The sequence below is a fragment of the Streptococcus oralis genome (assembly GCF_001578705.1).
Taxonomy (GTDB): Bacteria; Bacillota; Bacilli; order Lactobacillales; family Streptococcaceae; genus Streptococcus; species Streptococcus oralis_J.
The window spans coordinates 86,360-103,770 of the sequence record NZ_KQ969040.1 but is presented as its reverse complement, the minus strand read 5'-3'; the positions used below and the strand labels follow the sequence as shown (position 1 = coordinate 103,770).

At 39.4% G+C, this 17,411-nt stretch carries 15 protein-coding genes, 4 tRNA genes and 1 pseudogene; 15 read left to right on the top strand and 5 right to left on the bottom strand.

The annotated features are described in order from the left end of the window. The first annotated feature begins 11 nt into the window (after positions 1 to 11). The 4 genes from SORDD05_RS09345 (at position 12) to SORDD05_RS09330 (ending at position 437) form a co-directional block, all read left to right on the top strand. Positions 12 to 82: transfer RNA gene (locus SORDD05_RS09345), tRNA-Gly, on the top strand. 34 nt (positions 83 to 116) lie between these two features. Then, positions 117 to 190: transfer RNA gene (locus SORDD05_RS09340), tRNA-Ile, on the top strand. 6 nt (positions 191 to 196) lie between these two features. Further along, positions 197 to 284, top strand: a tRNA-Ser gene (locus SORDD05_RS09335). Positions 285 to 349: 65 nt separating this feature from the next. After that, positions 350 to 437: transfer RNA gene (locus tag SORDD05_RS09330), tRNA-Ser, on the top strand. Between the two features lie 89 nt (positions 438 to 526). On the opposite strand, the pseudogene SORDD05_RS09955 reads toward SORDD05_RS09330, so the two are convergent. Then, positions 527 to 1,458: pseudogene (locus SORDD05_RS09955) on the bottom strand (ISL3 family transposase); the annotation flags it as partial. A 214-nt stretch (positions 1,459 to 1,672) separates the two neighbouring features. Between SORDD05_RS09955 and SORDD05_RS09310 the strand changes: the two are divergent. Then, on the top strand, positions 1,673 to 2,377 hold the full coding sequence (locus SORDD05_RS09310; RefSeq protein ID WP_061419378.1) for a hypothetical protein: 705 nt from the start codon (positions 1,673 to 1,675) through the stop codon (positions 2,375 to 2,377). 89 nt (positions 2,378 to 2,466) lie between these two features. Here SORDD05_RS09310 and birA read toward each other — a convergent pair whose 3' ends face one another. Together birA and SORDD05_RS09300 are read right to left on the bottom strand one after the other, a co-directional pair. Further along, a complete protein-coding gene (birA, locus tag SORDD05_RS09305) occupies positions 2,467 to 3,405 on the bottom strand; it encodes a bifunctional biotin--[acetyl-CoA-carboxylase] ligase/biotin operon repressor BirA (RefSeq protein ID WP_061419375.1) in 939 nt (312 codons plus the stop codon). Beyond that, positions 3,402 to 4,262, bottom strand: a complete 861-nt coding sequence (locus SORDD05_RS09300) for an AraC family transcriptional regulator (protein WP_061419372.1) — start codon at positions 4,260 to 4,262, stop codon at positions 3,402 to 3,404. The genes birA and SORDD05_RS09300 overlap by 4 nt, the downstream gene beginning before the upstream one ends. 107 nt (positions 4,263 to 4,369) lie before the next feature. Here SORDD05_RS09300 and SORDD05_RS09295 point away from each other — a divergent pair, with 107 nt between their 5' ends. The 10 genes from SORDD05_RS09295 (at position 4,370) to SORDD05_RS09250 (ending at position 16,369) form a co-directional block, all read left to right on the top strand. Further along, positions 4,370 to 6,532 carry an alpha-galactosidase gene (locus tag SORDD05_RS09295; protein ID WP_061419370.1) on the top strand — a complete coding sequence of 721 codons (2,163 nt, stop codon included), beginning with the start codon at positions 4,370 to 4,372 and terminating at the stop codon, positions 6,530 to 6,532. A 12-nt stretch (positions 6,533 to 6,544) separates the two neighbouring features. Continuing rightward, entirely contained in the window at positions 6,545 to 7,795 is a 1,251-nt protein-coding gene (locus tag SORDD05_RS09290) for an extracellular solute-binding protein (RefSeq protein ID WP_061419368.1), read from the top strand. A gap of 18 nt (positions 7,796 to 7,813) precedes the next feature. Then, entirely contained in the window at positions 7,814 to 8,686 is an 873-nt protein-coding gene (locus tag SORDD05_RS09285) for a carbohydrate ABC transporter permease (RefSeq protein ID WP_061419366.1), read from the top strand. A gap of 16 nt (positions 8,687 to 8,702) precedes the next feature. Beyond that, the gene (locus SORDD05_RS09280; RefSeq protein WP_000711270.1) at positions 8,703 to 9,536 is read left to right on the top strand and encodes a carbohydrate ABC transporter permease; all 834 of its coding nucleotides are present in this window, start codon (positions 8,703 to 8,705) and stop codon (positions 9,534 to 9,536) included. Positions 9,537 to 9,737: 201 nt separating this feature from the next. Continuing rightward, positions 9,738 to 11,180, top strand: coding sequence for a sucrose phosphorylase (gene gtfA / locus SORDD05_RS09275; protein ID WP_061419364.1), 1,443 nt, complete (start codon positions 9,738 to 9,740; stop codon positions 11,178 to 11,180). 132 nt (positions 11,181 to 11,312) lie between these two features. Continuing rightward, positions 11,313 to 12,506, top strand: coding sequence for an O-antigen ligase family protein (locus SORDD05_RS09270; protein ID WP_061419395.1), 1,194 nt, complete (start codon positions 11,313 to 11,315; stop codon positions 12,504 to 12,506). A 146-nt stretch (positions 12,507 to 12,652) separates the two neighbouring features. Continuing rightward, positions 12,653 to 13,096, top strand: a complete 444-nt coding sequence (locus SORDD05_RS09265) for a MarR family winged helix-turn-helix transcriptional regulator (RefSeq protein WP_061419361.1) — start codon at positions 12,653 to 12,655, stop codon at positions 13,094 to 13,096. A 72-nt stretch (positions 13,097 to 13,168) separates the two neighbouring features. Further along, positions 13,169 to 14,128 (top strand): zinc-binding dehydrogenase, encoded by a 960-nt coding sequence (locus tag SORDD05_RS09260; protein ID WP_061419358.1) that lies wholly within the window; start codon positions 13,169 to 13,171, stop codon positions 14,126 to 14,128. Beyond that, positions 14,128 to 14,856 carry an ATP-binding cassette domain-containing protein gene (locus SORDD05_RS09255; protein ID WP_061419355.1) on the top strand — a complete coding sequence of 243 codons (729 nt, stop codon included), beginning with the start codon at positions 14,128 to 14,130 and terminating at the stop codon, positions 14,854 to 14,856. Before SORDD05_RS09260 ends, SORDD05_RS09255 begins: the two co-directional genes overlap by 1 nt. Further along, the gene (locus tag SORDD05_RS09250) at positions 14,849 to 16,369 is read left to right on the top strand and encodes an ABC transporter permease/substrate-binding protein (RefSeq protein ID WP_061419353.1); all 1,521 of its coding nucleotides are present in this window, start codon (positions 14,849 to 14,851) and stop codon (positions 16,367 to 16,369) included. The genes SORDD05_RS09255 and SORDD05_RS09250 overlap by 8 nt, the downstream gene beginning before the upstream one ends. Positions 16,370 to 16,459: 90 nt before the next feature. Here the strand turns inward: SORDD05_RS09250 and SORDD05_RS09245 are convergent, their stop codons facing one another. Beyond that, the gene (locus tag SORDD05_RS09245; protein ID WP_000958079.1) at positions 16,460 to 16,792 is read right to left on the bottom strand and encodes a hypothetical protein; all 333 of its coding nucleotides are present in this window, start codon (positions 16,790 to 16,792) and stop codon (positions 16,460 to 16,462) included. A 26-nt stretch (positions 16,793 to 16,818) separates the two neighbouring features. Continuing rightward, entirely contained in the window at positions 16,819 to 17,373 is a 555-nt protein-coding gene (locus SORDD05_RS09240) for a TetR/AcrR family transcriptional regulator (protein WP_061419392.1), read from the bottom strand. Positions 17,374 to 17,411: the final 38 nt, after the last annotated feature.

The window sequence follows — 17,411 nt, the reverse complement described above, 5'->3', positions numbered from 1 at the left end:
ATAATAGTTATGCGGGTGTAGTTTAGTGGTAAAACTACAGCCTTCCAAGCTGTTGTCGCGAGTTCGATTCTCGTCACCCGCTTTGAACTTTGTTCAAATTACCAAGTTTTTGACTTGGGCGCGTAGCTCAGGTGGTTAGAGCGCACGCCTGATAAGCGTGAGGTCGGTGGTTCGAGTCCACTCGTGCCCATTAATAGGAGAATTACTCAAGAGGCTGAAGAGGACGGTTTGCTAAATCGTTAGGTCGGGTAACTGGCGCGGGGGTTCGAATCCCCCATTCTCCGTATACAGGAGCTATAAAGCGAGTGTACGAGTTTAAATCAACTTATACCTATTAATTAAATATTTTGGAGAATTACTCAAGAGGCTGAAGAGGACGGTTTGCTAAATCGTTAGGTCGGGTAACTGGCGCGGGGGTTCGAATCCCCCATTCTCCGTGATATAATTTGAGAATCTTTGTCAACTCTAGTGGGTTGGTGAAAAGTCATATTCTGGAGAGAGCCACATTGGCACTCTCTTTTTTTGGCTCCTTATCCTTGAGAAAGGTTTGAAAGACAGCCTGAAAGCGAGGGTGGACCAGCTTGAGATTATTTTTAATGAGTTCGAAAAAATTCTCTGCCTCCTTGTTCTGAAAGTTAAAAAGCAAGAGCTGATAGAGATTATAGTGTTTTTTCAGGTCTGGCGATAAAAGCGTTTATGACTTAGTTTCCGACTCTCCTGTTGGATGAGTTTCCAGTAGCGTTTGATTGCCTTATATTCGTGCGATCTCCTATCAAACTGATTCATGATTTGGATGCGAAGGCAGCTCATAGCACTGCCGAGATTTTGTACAATGTGAAAGCAATCGAGGATGATTTTAGCAGAAGGAAAGAGTTTCTTAGCGATGTCGTAGTAGGAGCTAAATATGTCCATTGTAATGACTTTCATTCCATTTCGGACCTGTCTAGAATAACGAAGGAAATGATTGCGAATCGTTGCTTGAGTCCGTCCGTCTAAGATAGCTAGGATCTTATTTGAATAAAAATCTTGTGCAATGAAGCTCATCTTGCCTTTCTTGAATCTGTATTTATCCCAAGACATGTGAGTTGGAAGATAAATCTGTCTTGAATTTAAACTCTTTCAGTTTACGAATGACGGTGGAAGTGGAGATAGCCAAGCTTTCAGCGATGACCGTCATAGGGACTTTCTCGATTAATTTTTGAGCGATTTGGTGGTTTTTCTTGACTAAGGGAGTCTCTGAGACAACCATTTTTTTACAGACTTTACAGCGGAAGCGCCGTTTCCTTAGACGAATTAGAATTTTGTATCCCGCACATTCTAGATAAGGGATTTTAGTTCTTTTGAAAATCATATTTCTTCAGTGATTTCCTTGTGGGTATCCATATTGAAAATATCCACACTCTTGATGTTAGGGTCTTTAACGTCTAGTAGGTTTGTGATAAAATGTAATGGTTCCATAAGATTCTTTCTAATGATGGTTTGGTCGCTTTTCATTATAGATCTTTTGGGACTTTTTTCTAGGCATCTCCATAGTGGTTTTACTCACTACAGAATTATAGAGCTCTATTATCTAATGCTGTTTCAGTAACTTTCATACTAGAAAAAATCATAAATAGACTAGATTTAGTGGTATACTAAGGTTAGAGACTTTAAGTGGCTGGGGATAATCGAGATGAAAAATGGAGTAAAATTTCATAGTATTTTTTATAGATTTATACTATTTATCTTTGTAGTATTTCTAACTGTGATTTCAATGATTTTAGATGCAAAAAAAGCGCAAATTCGCTTTTTTAACCTATCCTTGACTATCGGACAAGAGGAGTTGAAGGTTGTTACAGTTGCGGTTTTGCTCCTTACTTTTCTTCTATCTTTCTTGTTCAAATGGAAGTGTTTAATCCATAAAACTGGGATTTATCTAAGAAAAATTGATTTATTTATAGCTTGGGATGAGATTAGAGGTTTTAGCCATGTCTGGATAAATGAATATCATCGTGGACCTCATGGTTTCCCGTTCTATAATCGTAAGACGCTGGTTATTTATAGAGAAAATTATCAACCGATTTGCCTTTATAATATTTCAATATTGGCCTTATATGTGGCTAAATGTTATCATCCAAAATTGAAAACCAATATAGTTTCAGCAACGTTGGCAAGTCTCTTCAATATGGCTTTAAATGCATGGTTCTTGTACGAGATGTTTAGTAAAAATTTGGTGAATATAAAAGCTGAAGTCTTTATGTTTTGGCTGCTTTTGTATGCTGTTAAAGTTTTTGCACTGCCATTGGTCATGCTTGGACACGAAAATCACTGCTATGGGGTTTCTTTGGCACATAGCACGGCATATAAAAAGAATGCCTCGAAAGCTATTCATCTGTAAAGTGTTGGAAGGAAGCCAGCTATTTATATATCTGTTGCTTTCTACATTCAAAAAGCACTATATGTTGCTAGTTGCATATAGTGCCGTTGTTAAGTCCAGCTAGTGAGTGAGATTTCACCACTATTGAGCCAGATTTCTGTCTGGTCATCAAGCTGGATAAGGAGTTGTCCTTTGTCGGAGATGTCCTTGGCGACTCCTTTTTTTTCAGTCTGTTCTTGGATAAAACTGACCTCTCTTCCTAGAACAAGAGAGTGTTCTTTATAAAGATAGAGTAGTTCTTCGGGTGCTGTTTGGTAGAAACAACGCCAAATTTCTGAGATTAGTTCGTTTCGTGTGATAGGAGCTGGTGGTGTAAAGAGACTTCCAGCTTTTTCTTTTATCTCTTTGGGAAAATCGCTGATGGCAAAGTTGATTCCAACGCCGATAATGACATCTGTTACTAGACCTGTTTCCACGGACGTCATGGCTTCGGTGAGGATACCTGCTATTTTTTTATTTTTAAAGTAGATGTCATTTACCCATTTGATACCCACGTCAATCAAGGTGAGGTTTTTAATAGCTTTGTAAATGGCACCTGCTGTAAGTAATGTGTAGGCAGGAAGCTGGTCATAGGTGAGATTTGGCTGAATATGTAATGACATATAAATCCCTCCCTGTGCAGGAGAGTAGTAAGGGCGCTGAAAGCGGCCACGACCTGCTGTTTGACATGTGGAAAGATAGAGACTATTTCCCAGGCTTCCACCTTCAATACCTTCTTTTGCATCTGTTTGAGTAGATTTTGTTTCAGGCTTGTAGAGAATGCTTAAGTTGGTTTTCTCTTGAATCAAATCAGGTAGGATCAAATCGCCTTGAATAAGTTTGTAGCCTCTATTTTTGATACTGTCAATTTCTAGCCCTTCTTGTTGGAGACGTTGGATAGCTTTCCATATGGATGTACGGCTTAGATTCAGTTCTTCTCCGATCTTTTCTCCGCTAACATAGTTGTTTTCTCTAGCTAATATTTGGTAGACTAGTTGGTGTGATTTCATTGATTTTCCTTTCTAGCTAAGAGGGAGTGAGAGTATTCATTTCGAGTTTGACTCGGTGTTTTATGAAAAAACTGCTTGTAAGCTTTCGAGAAATGGAGTGGATCTGAAAAACCCACGGAGTATGCAATGACTTTGATCGTTTCGTTGGTATGTTCTAGTAACTGTTGCGCACGGTTCATCCGAACGTAGAGTAGATACTCTTTTGGAGAGAGTTGGTGAAATTCTTTAAACACACTAGTTAAGTAACTTCTATGAACCGATAGCTCTTTTGCTAAATCTTGAATGGTGAGCGATTGTGGATAGTGACTATCTATCAATCGTTTGCAGTCAAGATAGAGTTGGTGGGTTGATGAAATATTCTTTTTTTTCTGATTAGGAGCAATCGTTCCTAGATGAAACATCAATTCATGAAGTTGCCCCATGATATGGAGTTGTGCTAGTTCGTTTGATTTTTTTACCTGAGCAAAACGGACAATATTTTCAATGAGTTTTGCAGTTGTCTGTGTATGACAGTTTTTCGACTGGATGAGGTAGGATTGATCAGAAATTTGAGACAGAGCAAAATAGTCAGGTGCCCTCCCTCCAGTAATCCCTAACCAGTAGTAAGCCCAAGGAACCTGGCTATCTGCTTGATAGAAGGTTAATTCATCTGGTTTTAGTAAAAAGAAATCTCCTGCCTTTAAATCAACAATTTTACCCTTATAATGGAATTGACCTTTTCCTTTAGTAATGTAATGTAGTACATAGGTATCTCGAATAGCTGGGCCAAAAGAGTAGTTAGGCGTACATTCTTCATAACCGTAAAAGCTAAGAGAAAGATCAATTGTTCCAGTCTGGTATTCTGAAAAAACGAGCATGTGCCACCTCCTACCTAACATTTTACCATACTTTGTAGACATTTCTCTATTTTAGAAAGCGCTTTTATGTGATAAAATTTTATCAAGAAATCGAAGAGGTGATATATATGGGAATTCGGATAGAGAATAATCTATTTTACGTTGAGAGTAAAGGTCTAAGTTTGATTATTGAAAATAGGGATGGGTTCTTATTATTAAAACATTTAGGAAAGACTATTAAGAACTATAGAGGTGCCAATAGTGTTTATGAACGCGATCATGCTTTTTCTGGTAATCCAACAGCTACCAATCGAACCTTTAGTTTGGATACGCAACGTCAAATTTTTGGACAACATGGTTTGGGTGACTTTAGAAAACCAACTTTACAGGTTCAGCATGATGCAACTGAAGTGACAGACTTTCGATTTGTAGAAGCAAAGATTTTAAAAGGTCAGAATGAACCAAAGGGTTTACCTTCTCCACACAGCATGGACGATACAGAGACTCTTGCCTTGATTTTAAAAGATTCTAAGGCTCAACTTAGTCTGACTTTGTATTATACTGCTTTTGATAATGATGCGACAATTGCTAGCTACAGCAAATTGGAGAATAATAGTAATCAGGAAGTTGTCATCCACAAGGACTTTTCTTTTATGGCTGATTTTCCCGTTGCGGCTTACGAGATTGTAACTCTGCAGGGTGCTTATGCTCGTGAAAAGACTGTTCGACGTCAACAGGTAGAACAAGGAATCTTTTCAATTAGTTCGAGCCGTGGTGCTTCTGGTCATGCTCAAACACCAGCTCTTCTATTATGTGATCAAGGAGTCACAGAGGATGCTGGAAATGTGTTTGCTATTCAACTAATGTATAGTGGAAACTTTGAAGCTTTTGTCCAAAAGAATCAACTGAATGAAGTTCGGGTGGCTATTGGCATTAATCCAGAAAATTTTTCTTGGAAGTTAGATCCTGAGGAAAACTTTGAAACACCGGTAGCTTTAGTGACCTTTTCAGATCAGGGATTAACTGGTATTAGTCATGAAAGTCAGAATTTTGTACTTAAGCACATTATGCCAAGTCAGTTTTCTAAAAAAGAACGTCCAATTCTAATCAATAACTGGGAAGCTACTTACTTTGATTTTCAGAGAGAAAAACTGTTAGAGTTGGCAGATGAGGCTAAGAAAGTTGGAATTGAACTTTTTGTATTAGATGATGGGTGGTTTGGCGATCGCTTTGATGATAATCGTGCTTTAGGTGATTGGGTTGTTAATGAGAAAAAACTGGGTGGAAGCCTAGAAAGTCTGATTTCAGCGATCCATGAAAGAGGTTTGCAGTTTGGGCTTTGGTTAGAACCGGAGATGATTTCTGTTGATAGCGATTTGTATCGTAAACATCCTGACTGGGCCATTCAGGTTCCAGGATATGAGCATACTTACTCTCGGAATCAATTGGTACTTAATCTTGCGAATTCTCAGGTAGTAGAATATTTGAAAAATGTCTTAGATGAACTCCTCTCTCATCATAAAATTGACTACATCAAATGGGATATGAACCGCAATATCACTAATCTGGGGAATGGTTCAGTTTATCTGGAAACCCAGATGCAATCTCATCAGTATATGTTGGGGCTTTATGAACTTGTTTCTTATCTGACAGAGAAGCACGGCCATATTCTCTTTGAGTCCTGCTCTGGGGGTGGAGGCAGAAATGATCTTGGTATGATGCGTTATTTCCCACAAGTCTGGGCTAGCGATAATACTGATGCTATTGCACGTTTACCTATACAGTATGGATCATCCTATCTCTATCCAACCATTTCCATGGGAGCTCATGTGTCAGCAGTACCAAATCATCAGATGGGACGAATGACACCATTGGAAACTCGTGGTCATGTGGCAATGATGGGAAATCTGGGCTATGAGCTTGATTTGACAAGTTTATCAGATGAAGAGAAAGCTGAGATTGCTAATCAGGTGAACTTATATAAAGAATTGCGGCCAGTAGTCCAGTTGGGAAATCAGTATAGGTTAATCAATCCCAATGCTGAATCCAATGAAGCAGCTGTACAATTTAACTATGAAAATCAAACGATTGTAACCTACGTCCGAGTCTTATCAGTTGTGGAAACAATGGAAACAACTTTAAATTTAAAAGATTTGGATGAAGAGGGACGGTATGAATTACAGGAAAATGGTGTAGTTTACTCAGGTGCAGAACTCATGTATGCGGGTATTACTATGGAGCTTCCTCAGGGAGATTATCTCAGCAGGCAGTTACATTTCATTAGAAGATAAGGAGATAAAATCATGAGATGGTATAAAAAGATGAGCTTAATTGCTACTACAGGACTCTGCCTTTTTGGACTGTCAGCTTGTAGTAGTCAAGAGGAGTCAACTGATGGCAAGGTAACGATTGAGTTTTTTAACCAGAAGACCGAGATGGCGGATACCTTGCAAAGGATAGTGGATGATTTTGAAAAGGATCATCCTACTATTGATGTAAAACTGACGACTGTTCCCGCAGCTGGAATTGTTCTGAAGACTCGGATTTTATCAGGAGATGTTCCAGATATTATTAATATCTATCCTCAAAATATGGATTTTCAGGAGTGGGCAAAAGCAGGTTATTTTGCAGATATGACAGGGAAATCTTATCTTGAGAACATCAAGAACGACTATGCCGAAAAGTATGCAATCAATAACAAGGTTTATAGTGTGCCTTTAACGGCTAACCTTTATGGAATCTATTACAATAAAACAAAGTTTAAAGAATTAGGACTTGGGGAACCGAAGACTTTTAAAGAGTTTCAAGAGATTGTTAAAAAGATAAAAGATAGTGGGAATTCTCCATTTGCAGTTGCAGGCAATGAAGGCTGGACATTAAATGGTTACCACCAACTTTCTCTCATTACTATTACAGGTAGTGGAGACGCAGCTAATAACTATCTTCGCTTTTCAAAACCAAACGCCATCTCTGCAGATGATGCTATTTTAAAAGCAGATGCAGAACGACTCGATTTATTAGCAGATAATGCTCAAGATGGTTGGCGTGGTGCCTCTTATAATGATGCGGTGGTAGCATTTTCGAGTGAAAAAGCCTTGATGATGCCACAAGGATCATGGGCATTAGCGGCAATTAATCAACAGGATCCAAAATTTGAGGTGGGGATGTTTGCCTTCCCAGGAGAAGAAGTAGGAAAAGAAGTCACTGTTGGTGCAGGAGACATGGCATTATCAACTTCAGCTACTACCAAACATCCGAAAGAAACCGAAGAATTTATCAACTATATGACTAGTCCAAAAGCTATGCAGTCATACTATGATGTAGATGGATCACCTGTTGCGGTAAAAGGCATACAGGAAAAAGAAGATTCAGCGCTTGCAGATATTTCTAAACTGGCGTTTACGGATAAACATTATGTTTGGTTGGGCCAACGCTGGAACTCTGAAGAAGACTTTTTTAATCTAAGTGCAGGTTATCTGATGGATAAAAATCTGAAAAATATGGCAAACAATCTCAATGCTTTCTTTAATCCAATGAAGGCAGATTTGGACTAGAATAGGAGTTAAGATGATATGGCTATTCGAAAATTTTTAAATAAATACTGGGGTTGGACATTTTTGCTTATCCCGCTTGCTTTACAAGCGATCTTCTTTTACTTTCCAATGGTACAAGGTGCTTTCTATAGTTTGACTAACTGGACTGGATTGACCTATAATTATAAATTTGTTGGTTTGAATAACTACAAATTGCTGATGATTGATGGGAAATTCTTCACAGCCATAGCCTTTACTTTGATTTTAACTCTGGCATTGATTATTGGAGAGATTACGATTGGGATGGTTGTGGCACGAGCCTTAAATTCTAAGATGAAGGGACAGACCTTCTTTAGAGCTTGGTTCTTTTTCCCGGCTGTTTTATCTGGTTTGACAGTTTCCTTGATTTTTAAACAATTTTTCAACTATGGTCTTCCAACGATTGGAAAAATTTTAGGGATTAGTTTTTTACAAGAGAGTCTATTAGGAACACCTATCGGAGCGGTAGTGGCAACTATTTTTGTTCTTCTATGGCAAGGAGTAGCAATGCCAATTATTCTCTTTCTTGCTGGTCTTCAGAGTATTCCAAATGATATTTTAGAGGCGGCATCAATTGATGGTGCAACAAGTAAACAAACCTTTTGGAAGATTGAATTGCCCTATTTGCTTCCAACGATCTCTATGGTTTTTATCTTGGCCCTTAAGTCCGGTTTGACAGCCTTTGACCAGATTTTTGCATTGACAAGTGGTGGTCCAAATAATGCTACAACATCTCTTGGACTTTTAGTCTACAACTATGCCTTCAAGAGTAACCAATATGGATATGCGAATGCAATTGCCTTGATTTTATTCTTAATTATTGGAATTGTTTCTCTTATCCAAATCAAGCTATCTAAGAAATTTGAAATCTAATAGAGGAGTCCTACACATGAAAAAAGAAGAAAAATTGAATCAGTTTTGGAAATATGTCCTCTTGATAGTCGGTGGTATTCTTATACTTGTTCCTTTGTTGGTAACAGTATTTAGTTCTTTCAAAACAACTAAGGATATCATGAATCATTTCTTTAGTTTGCCTAATCCTTTTACATTAAGTAATTATGAACGCTTGATTTCGGATGGGATTGGAGGCTATTTCTGGAATTCAGCTGTTATTACGGTGTTATCATTGATTGTAGTAGCTTTCTTTATACCAGCTGCAGCTTATTCCATTGCTCGAAATATGTCCAAGAAAAAAGCCTTTGCAATTATGTATTCGCTCTTGATCTTAGGGATATTTGTTCCATTTCAGGTGATTATGATTCCCATCACAGTTATGATGAGTAAACTAGGTCTAGCAAATATGTGGGGGCTAGTAATACTCTACCTAACTTATGCTATTCCACAGACTCTCTTCTTGTATGTCGGTTATATAAAAATCAGTGTACCAGATAGTTTGGACGAAGCTGCGGAAATTGATGGGGCTGATCGTTTTACAATTTATCGTCGAATCATTTTTCCAATGTTGAAGCCCATGCATGCGACAACTTTGATTATCAATGCCCTCTGGTTCTGGAATGACTTTATGTTGCCACTGTTGATTCTGAATAAGGATTCCAAGATGTGGACTTTACCTCTTTTCCAATACAACTACCAAGGTCAGTACTTCAATGACTATGGCCCAAGTTTTGCATCTTATATTGTGGGAATTGTAACGATAACCATTGTCTACCTCATCTTCCAAAAACATATCATTTCAGGAATGAGTAACGGGGCAGTGAAGTAAGAAAGTGCTTAGGAAATCTATAATTTCAGATACAGAGGAACAGTTCAGTTTGTTGCCAATTCTATGTAGAAAAAAGTAGTACTTTGTAGCTTGCAGTCTATATTAGTACGAGTTCGATGTGAACAAAAATCTAAAAATATCTTTCATTTACGAAGCCAGGTCATATGAGACTTGGCTTTCATCAGAAAAAGGAGACCATCTATGTCCATTCAAAATAAAACTATGTTGATTACTTACTCAGATAGTCTTGGAAATAACCTTAAAGACTTATATGCGAATTTGGAAGAACATTTTGGCGATGCTATTGGGGGAGTTCACCTTCTACCATTTTTTCCGTCAACAGGTGATCGTGGATTTGCGCCTGTTGACTATGACGAAGTGGATCCAGCTTTTGGTGATTGGGAGGATGTTAAGCGTTTAGGTGAGAAATATTATCTTATGTTTGACTTTATGATTAACCATATTTCTCGCCAATCGAAATATTATAAGGACTATCAAGAAAAACATGAAGCCAGTGAATTTAAAGATCTCTTTTTAAACTGGGACAAGTTTTGGCCAGAAAACCGTCCGACACAAGCTGATGTAGATTTAATTTACAAGCGTAAGGATCGTGCACCAAAGCAAGAGATTATTTTTGCAGATGGTTCAGTAGAACATTTGTGGAATACCTTTGGTGAGGAGCAGATTGATCTTGATGTGACCAAGGAAGTAACAATGGAATTCATCCGTAAGACCATTCAGCACCTGGCAAGTAATGGGTGTGATTTGATTCGTCTAGATGCCTTTGCTTATGCAGTGAAGAAATTGGATACCAATGATTTCTTTGTGGAACCAGATATTTGGAATTTATTGGATAAAGTCCGAGATATCGCTGCTGAGTATGGGACAGAGCTCTTACCTGAGATTCATGAACACTATTCGATTCAGTTTAAAATAGCGGACCATGATTACTATGTTTATGATTTTGCCCTTCCAATGGTAACCCTTTATACTCTTTACAGTTCCAGAACAGAGCGTTTGGCTAAGTGGTTAAAGATGAGTCCGATGAAGCAATTTACGACACTAGATACTCATGATGGAATTGGAGTGGTGGATGTCAAAGATATCCTGACTGATGAGGAAATTGACTATGCTTCAAATGAGCTCTATAAGGTTGGAGCGAATGTCAAACGTAAGTACTCTAGTGCAGAGTATAACAATCTAGATATCTACCAAATCAATTCAACCTACTATTCTGCGCTTGGAGATGATGATGTCAAGTACTTCCTCGCTCGTCTGATTCAAGCCTTTGCTCCAGGCATTCCTCAGGTTTACTATGTGGGTCTATTAGCAGGAAAAAATGACTTAAAATTATTAGAAGAAACCAAAGAAGGTCGAAATATTAATCGTCATTACTATAGCAATGAGGAAATAGCAGAAGAAGTTCAACGTCCTGTGGTGAAGTCTCTTCTCAATCTATTTTCTTTCCGTAATCAATCGGAGGCCTTTGACCTAGAAGGGACTATTGAGATAGAAACACCGACAGCTCACAGCATTGTAATCAAACGTCAAAATAAAGACAAGTCCGTAACAGCAGTAGCAGAAATTGATTTGCAAAGTCAGACCTATCAAGTATTAGAAAACGGCAGAAAAATTCAGTTCTAGTGCTATATTAATGAAACAGTTTTTTTGTGGCGAAAACGTGTTCATTGTTCCCAAATGACGGAAAAAATGGTAGAATATAAAGATAGTTTAGCATTTATCTTCTGGAGAAATCCAGAACAGAAAGGATCCGTTTTGAAATCAATTGGATTACTGGATAAGATAAGAGGGCTTTCGAAAAAAGATTTCTTTTTGTATTTGATGATCATAAGTATCTTTTTACCTTTTTATTTATTCTTAGCGCTCTTTGCTTTATATTTGATAGGTTTACTTGTTACTGGGGAGATGAAGGGAATTATCAAAGGATTAATCAAACATCCTGTACTTCTCTTTTTTATTGCCTACAGTAGTATCATCTCTATCGTCGCCAAGAACTGGCTTGGATTGGTTGCATCTTTACTGATGTTTCTCTTCCTCATTTTCTTTAGTTTTTACCAGAAACGTCTGACACATGCTTTCTTTCGACTGATACTGCAGACAATCTTGTTTGGTAGTGTGCTCTCGGCTGTTTTTGCTACTTTGGAGCATTTCCAAATTGTAAAGAAATTTAACTATGCCTTTCTTTCGCCCAATATGCAAGTATGGCACCAGAACCGTGCAGAGGTGACCTTCTTTAATCCTAACTACTATGGGATTATCTGTTGCTTCTGTATTATGATTGCCTTTTACCTCTTTACAACGACGAAGTTAAGATGGTTAAAAATCTTTTGTGTGCTAGCAGGCTTTGTGAATCTATTTGGTTTGAATTTCACGCAGAATAGAACAGCCTTTCCTGCTATCATCGCTGGTGCAATCATTTATCTTTTTACAACAATTAAAAACTGGCGTGCCTTCTGGCTCAGTATTGGAGTTTTTGGGATTGGCCTTTGTTTCCTCTTCTCAAGCGATTTGGGTGTCCGTATGGGAACACTAGATTCTTCAATGGAGGAGCGTGTTTCAATCTGGAATGCGGGTATGACTTTGTTCAAGCAAAATCCGATCTGGGGTGAGGGTCCACTGACCTATATGAATTCCTATCCGAGAATCCATGCACCTTACCACGAACACGCACATAGTCTTTACATTGATACTATCTTAAGTTATGGTTTGATTGGAACCATTCTCCTATCCATTTCTTCGGTTATCCCGGTTCACATGATGATGGATATGAGTCAGGAGTCTGGCAAACGACCAATTATCGGTCTTTATCTGTCTTTCCTTACAGTAGTCGCTGTACATGGAATTTTTGACCTGGCTCTCTTCTGGATACAGTCAGGATTCATCTTCTTGCTGGTTATGTGCAGTCTACCACTGGAACATCGAACACTGGTGTCCGAAATGACAGATTAAGTTGATCAAGATTAGAGATCTTCTACTTTAGGTAGGAGGTCTTTTTTTGTTTGGTGGAAATTATTTCTAAATCGAAATAGTTGACAGATGGAATGGTAAGTATTACAATGGAATATAATTCGATATAGAAATAAATTGGAGAAGTCATGAAAGATAGTCATTTAGTAGCCCATCATATTCGTTTGTTAAATGGGCGGATTTTTCAAAAGTTACTGAGTCAGGATCCTGAGGCTCTTTATCGGAGTGAACAGGGCAAGATTCTCACGGTGTTATGGAATAGTGAGACAGGTTGCGCTACAGCCACAGATATTGCACTAGCGACAGGACTTGCTAACAATACGCTAACAACCATGATAAAGAAACTTGAGGAGCAAAACCTAGTCATCATTAGTCCATGTGGAATAGATAAGAGGAAGAAGTATGTCAAGCTAACGGAGCAAGGTTGGTCCCAGAAAGAAGTGGGCCATCGTGTCAGTCAAAAGTTGGATGCAATTTTTTATAAAGGATTCACTGAGGAAGAAATTCGTCAGTTTGAAGCTTTTCAAGAAAGAATTTTGGTCAATCTGAAAGAGAAGGAAAATGAGGTTTAGAATAGATTCAATTAGTTATTAAGAGGTTGGTAACTTGATCAACCGAGTGAAGTTTTAAAAGGAGATACTAAGATGAAAGCTGTGTTTGTCAAGGAAGCTGGAGGACCAGAAGTTCTGCAGGTTGTGGAAGTTCCAAAACCGACTGTTAAAGAAGGTTGGACCTTGGTCAAGGTGCAAGGATTTGGAATCAACCATAGCGAGATTTTTACTCGTCAAGGACTATCGCCGTCCGTTCAATTCCCACGGATTTTAGGAATTGAATGTGTGGGACTTGTAGAGGAGACCAATCGTCCCGATTTGCAGGTCGGGCAGCAAGTCATCTCCATAATGGGAGAAATGGGGCGCGCTTTTGATGGTGGTTATGCTGAGTATGTTTTGCTACCAGATGAACAGGTTTATCCTGTGAGGACGGAGCTTGATTTGGAAAGTTTAATCGCTCTGCCTGAAACCTACTATACAGCATTTGGCTCTTATCTCAATCTCAAGATTGAAGAGGGAGATCGAGTTCTGGTTCGAGCAGCGACTAGTGGTGTTGGGATTGCTTTTGCAAAGCTTCTCAAAGGGCAATTTCCAAAAGCCTATCTGGCGGGAAGTAGTCGTAGTCTGGGCAAGGAAGAGCAACTAAAAGAGGCAGGATTTGACCAGGTGATTTTGGACAAGGATGGTGTCTTGCAAACGGAAGAGCAGTTTGACAAGGTCTTGGATCTTGTCGGTCCGAGTGCTATTCTTAATACATTTGCTCGGACGGCAGATTGTGGTATCATCTGTTCTTGTGGCTTGCTGGGCGGTCAATGGACTATTCCAGACTTTGACCCGATCGAAATGCTTTACCGCAATCTCTACTTGACAACCTTTGCTTCTGGTAATGTGTCTCAAGACAAGCTTCAAGTTTTGGTGGACTTTGTGGAGCGTTATCGGGTAGATGTACGACCTGAAAAAGTATTTTCTATTGAACAAATCCAGGACGCGCATGCTTATCTGGAAAGTAGCCAATCTTTTGGCAAGGTTATCGTAAAAATTGAGGACAAATAATGATTGAATATAAAAATGTAGCGCTACGCTATACAGAAAAAGATGTTTTGAGAGATGTCAATTTACGGATTGAGAATGGGGAATTTATGGTTTTAGTTGGGCCTTCTGGGTCCGGTAAGACGACCATGATTAAGATGATTAACCGTCTTTTGGAACCGACTGATGGAAATATTTATATGGATGGCAAGCGCATCAAAGACTATGATGAGCGTGAACTTCGTCTTTCTACTGGTTATGTTTTACAAGCCATTGCTCTCTTTCCCAATCTAACAGTTGCAGAAAATATTGCTCTCATTCCTGAAATGAAGGGGTGGACTAAGGAAGAGATTGCTCAGAAAACAGAAGAGCTTTTGGCTAAGGTTGGTTTACCAGTAGCTGAGTATGGACATCGACTTCCTAGTGAATTATCTGGTGGAGAACAGCAACGGGTGGGCATTGTCCGGGCCATGATTGGTCAACCTAAGATTCTCCTCATGGATGAACCTTTTTCGGCCTTGGATGCCATTTCGAGAAAACAACTACAGGTTCTGACGAAAGAATTGCATAAAGAGTTTGGAATGACAACGATTTTTGTGACCCATGATACGGATGAAGCTCTGAAATTGGCGGACCGTATTGCTGTCTTACAGGACGGAGAGATTCGTCAGGTGGCGAATCCTGAGACGATTTTAAAAGCTCCTGCAACGGACTTTGTAGCAGACTTGTTTGGAGGTGTTCAACATGGCTAATTTGTTTTCTACCTTTCAAGAGCGCTTTGGCGAATGGTTGGCAGCCTTAGGGCAACATCTCCAGCTATCTCTTCTGACCTTACTTGTGGCCATCTTCCTGACTATTCCGCTCGCTATCTATCTCAATGGTCACAAAAAAGCAGCCAATTGGGTACTGCAAATTGCAGGAATCTTTCAGACTATTCCTTCAATGGCCTTGCTGGGTCTCTTTATCCCTCTCATGGGGATTGGTACACTGCCAGCACTGACTGCTCTGGTGATTTACGCTATTTTCCCAATTTTAGAAAATACTGTCACGGCTTTGGATGGGATTGATTCTAGTTTAGAGGAAGCTGGAATCGCCTTTGGGATGACCAAGTGGGAGCGACTCAAAAAGTTTGAACTACCTCTAGCTATGCCCGTCATCGTATCAGGAGTTCGGACGGCAACAGTTATGATTATCGGGACAGCGACTCTGGCAGCCTTGGTTGGAGCTGGTGGACTAGGTTCCTTTATCCTTCTAGGAATTGATCGTCGCAATGCCAGTCTGATCTTGATTGGAGCAATTTCATCCGCAGTTTTGGCTATTCTTTTTAACAGCCTCCTTAAATGGATGGAAAAGGCCAAGCTTCGGACGGTTTTTGCAGCTTTTGCGGTCTTAATCCTCGGACTAGGCGCTTCTTACTCGCCGAGTCTGATTCCAAAGCAGGAGAAGGATCATCTGGTCATTGCTGGGAAATTGGGGCCAGAGCCAGAAATTCTTATGAATATGTATAAACTTCTCATCGAGGAAAATACGGATATGACTGTGACGGTCAAACCAAACTTTGGTAAGACTGACTTCCTTTATCAAGCACTGAAAAAAGGTGATATTGATATCTATCCTGAGTTTACCGGTACGATTACTGGGTCTCTCTTGCAGCCTGCTCCAAAGGTCAGCAATGATGCAGAAGAGGTTTTTGAAGCAGCGCGTGATGGAATCAAAAAACAGGACAATCTAGTCTTGCTCAATCACATGGCTTATCAAAACACCTTTGCCATTGCAGTACCTAAGAGTGTCGCCAAAGAATACAATCTTAAAACCATCTCTGATCTTAAAGCAGTCCAAGACAAGCTTAAAGCAGGTTTTACCCTAGAATTTAACGACCGTGAAGATGGGAATAAGGGGCTTCAGTCGGTCTATGGACTCAATCTCAATGTATCAACTATGGAGCCAGCCCTTCGCTATGATGCGATTAAATCAGGTGATATTCAGATTATGGAAGTCTACTCAACTGACCCTGAAATTGAGCGCTATCAACTTCAGATTTTAGAAGACGATAAACATCTTTTCCCTCCTTATCAAGGGGCACCTCTCATGAAGGCTGAATTGTTAGAAAAACACCCAGAATTGGAATCTATTCTCAATAAACTAGCTGGTAAAATTTCTGAAAGCCAGATGAGCCAGATGAATTATCAAGTCGGCATTGAAGGCAAGTCTGCAGAACAAGTAGCCAAGGCATTTCTACAAGAACAAGGATTGTTGAAGAAATAAATAGAGAGGAAAGCCAGTGGGAGCCACTAGCAATTTTCTTCAGCAGACAAAATCCCATCTCGAATTATAGACGAGATGGGATTTTTAATATTAGAGTAAGATAAACAAGAGAGCAATCAAAGCCGCTAGTGTGCCCCTTATAATGTGGTGCGATATATGTTGGTTTTCTTGTTGTCGCCCATTCCAGTAAGCACCGTAGCAGATGATGCTAGAGCCCACTATCCATAAGATGATCGTTGCTAGTGGAACGAAGAAAAAGATAGCAAGAGCTAGTGAAGTGAGACAACTGCCGACCAAGATGCAAGTGTTTCCCAGACTGTAGTTCTTTTGTTTCATGGCTGCGAAAGCTGCCGCGAGATGAAGGAGGGAGAAAATAAGAGCCAATACAATCGTTAGAATTCCTAGGATAATAGAAGTTAACATGGTTGATTCCTTTCTTCGTGATAGGATTAAATTTCGAGTGATTTTGTAGAAGTCATCTCAATCACATCTAAGTAAAATCTCACCACTTGGTCTTCAGTATAAGATTTTCCTTTTTTTAGCCACCAGGTCAGTGTTTCGATAAAGTTTGTTACTACAAAATGTTTGAGGTAGGAAGCCGGAATGTTTGGATAGGACTCTTGCAAATCATCCGCCACCATGGGATAGACGTGGTGTTCGAGCTCCTTGTGTAGTTGGCGGAGGAAGTAGTCGTTTTTGGAAAAAAGAAGACTGGTGACATGGTCTTGATTTTTTTGAAAATGCAAAAAAATATGTGCGAGGTAGTCCTCGGTAGTAAAGTGTCCTTCCCTTTCAAAGAGATGATGAAAGAGGTAGCGACAGAGTTCATCTAAAAGCAGTTCCTTACTCTCGTAGTGACAGTAAAAAGTGGAACGCCCAACATCTGCCAAGTCAATGATATCCTGGACAGTAGTGGCATCATAGCCTTTGTCGTTCAAAACTTGTAGAAAAGCTTGATAAATGGCTTTTTTCGTCTTGCTAACCCGACGGTCTCTTTTTGGCATATAGACACTTGAGACAAACTGTTCAGAACTGAACATGG